Here is a 229-nt window from a genome sequence, read left to right as displayed (position 1 = left end):
CATCACCTAAAATAAGACTATATCCATCCTCATCTAATGTTTTAGGATCATCTAAATCTCTAATAAATTTCTCTTGATAAAAGAAATTATCTCTAAAATGTATCCAAGCTTGATATTTATCTTCTTTATAATAAGATAAATTAGTAGGATAGTCTATTTTATTTCTATCTTCATCACAATAAGAACCAAAGTCTATATATCCTGCTAGAAAAAGTTGTCCTATGATGTT

1 pseudogene is annotated in these 229 nt (G+C 26.2%); it reads right to left on the bottom strand.

Going from position 1 to position 229, the window contains the following annotated elements:
* Positions 1–229: pseudogene (locus H2279_RS08865) on the bottom strand (hypothetical protein); the annotation flags it as partial.

Origin of the sequence: Campylobacter sp. B0100352/1 (assembly GCF_020135855.1) — a bacterium.
In the GTDB taxonomy this organism is placed as follows: domain Bacteria; phylum Campylobacterota; class Campylobacteria; order Campylobacterales; family Campylobacteraceae; genus Campylobacter_D; species Campylobacter_D taeniopygiae.
The sequence above is the reverse complement of the archived record's forward strand: the minus strand, read 5'-3'. Positions and strand labels throughout refer to the sequence as shown.